Origin of the sequence: Aeromonas sp. ZOR0002, assembly GCF_963866995.1 — a bacterium.
In the GTDB taxonomy this organism is placed as follows: domain Bacteria; phylum Pseudomonadota; class Gammaproteobacteria; order Enterobacterales; family Aeromonadaceae; genus Aeromonas; species Aeromonas caviae.
Genome location: NZ_CAWMFQ010000241.1, coordinates 1 through 1,688, shown reverse-complemented (window position 1 = coordinate 1,688; position 1,688 = coordinate 1). Strand labels below are relative to the sequence as shown.

The window sequence follows — 1,688 nt, the reverse complement described above, 5'->3', positions numbered from 1 at the left end:
AGTTCAGTCGGTAGAACGGCGGACTGTTAATCCGTATGTCACAGGTTCAAGTCCTGTCGAGGGAGCCACATTTTAAAGCCCAGCCTTTTGGCTGGGCTTTTTCATATCTGCTCTTCCGGGCCTGTCCACGGCCCCCCCTGCCCGATGGCGCGCCAAACCGCCACCTGCTTGCTTTCCTGATTCCCCATGGCCTTCGATGACGACCCTTACTCATCATCAGGCGCGTCACCAGGGTGTCACAGAGATCCCAAAGACTATGATTGATTCGAGAAGGACCATTTGGATCTACCCAGTCAAGGAGCCATCATGTCACACCCTGCTTCACTGGCCAGTCGCCTGCATGCCCTGGCACTCAACGACACCCTGTTCCCCGATCTCCATCATCTCGAGAAGGCACAACGGACCCGGGCCATCTACCGGATTTTCCACACTGTCGCCAGCACGGCTGCACTCGGGCAAGAGGATATCGTTGACGACCTGGCCCCCCTCCTCACCCTGATGGAGTCTCCCTGCCTGACCCGGCAAGGGGGGCTCTGCCCCTTGCTGGCCAGTCATTACAATCTCTATCTCGGCACGCTGCTGGAGCTGGGGGATCGGCACCATCCGGAGATCATCGGTCAGATTGAGGAGGCTCTGGCCTTGCGCACTCACGGGCTCTATCTGGTCACCGAGCTCGGTTGTGGCAACAATGCCATGAGCATGGCAACCGAAGTCCGCTACGACTGTGCCACTGACGGTTTTATCCTCCATACGCCCCATCGGCATGCCGCCAAGTTCATGCCCTACATCGCCCTGGAAGGGCAACCCAAGAGCAGCGTGGTGATGGCCAGATTGTGGGTCGGCAAGCAAGACTGCGGCATTCATCCCTTTCTGGTGCCCTGCCGGGACGCCCGTGGCGCACTGTATCAGGGGGTCAGCGTCTCCAGCCCGGACGTGCTCGACCTCCCCTACTTCGACGTGGTGGATCACGCCATCATCACCTTCGAGCAGGTGGCGCTCCCCCGCTGGGCATGGCTCAGGGGTCATGAGCACGACATCAGTGCTGGGGGCATCTTTCACTCTCGTCTTGCCAGCCAACGCGACATTTTCTTCAGCTCCCTGCGCCGTGTTGAGTGGGGAAAACTGGTGCTGACCGCCTCCCTGATCCCCGGCTTGAAACTGAGCCTCGCACTGGCCATTCACTACGCGCAGCAACGACCGCTTCACGCCCACAACGGGCGGGTCATACCGCTGGCGCACCATGCCCTGCACCGCCGGATACTGACTCGTGCCTATGTGACGGGGCTGGCCGCCATGGCGCTGTATGAAGGGATAAAGCAACGACATTTGCCGGATGGACGGCACTCCTCCCGCTTTCAGACCGACGCAGGCCTGGTCAAGGCCGTCGCCGTCGAACTGATGCGAACCTCCCTGCAACATTGCATGCAGCGGTGTGGTGCCCAGGGAAAATTCCTGCGAAATCGCATCGCTCCTACCCTGCAACTGTGCGATCTGGTCGGCACCGCCGAGGGAGACAGCATGCCCGTCCTGATGAAGGTGGCGAAGGATATTCTGGCCTGGCCTGATGAATCCCTGGATGACGGCACACCCCTGGGCCAACTGCTGCTGCGGATGCGCCGACAGATGAATCAGCAACTGGCCGACGCGACGGACAAACTGGCCGCCTGGCACGACCTCGGCTGCGAGGC

1 protein-coding gene is annotated in these 1,688 nt (G+C 60.7%); it reads left to right on the top strand.

The annotated features are described in order from the left end of the window. Window positions 1-306 precede the first annotated feature (306 nt). Window positions 307-1,688: hypothetical protein (locus AACR77_RS13420; RefSeq protein WP_042882127.1), on the top strand; the 1,382-nt coding region annotated here is incomplete at its 3' end.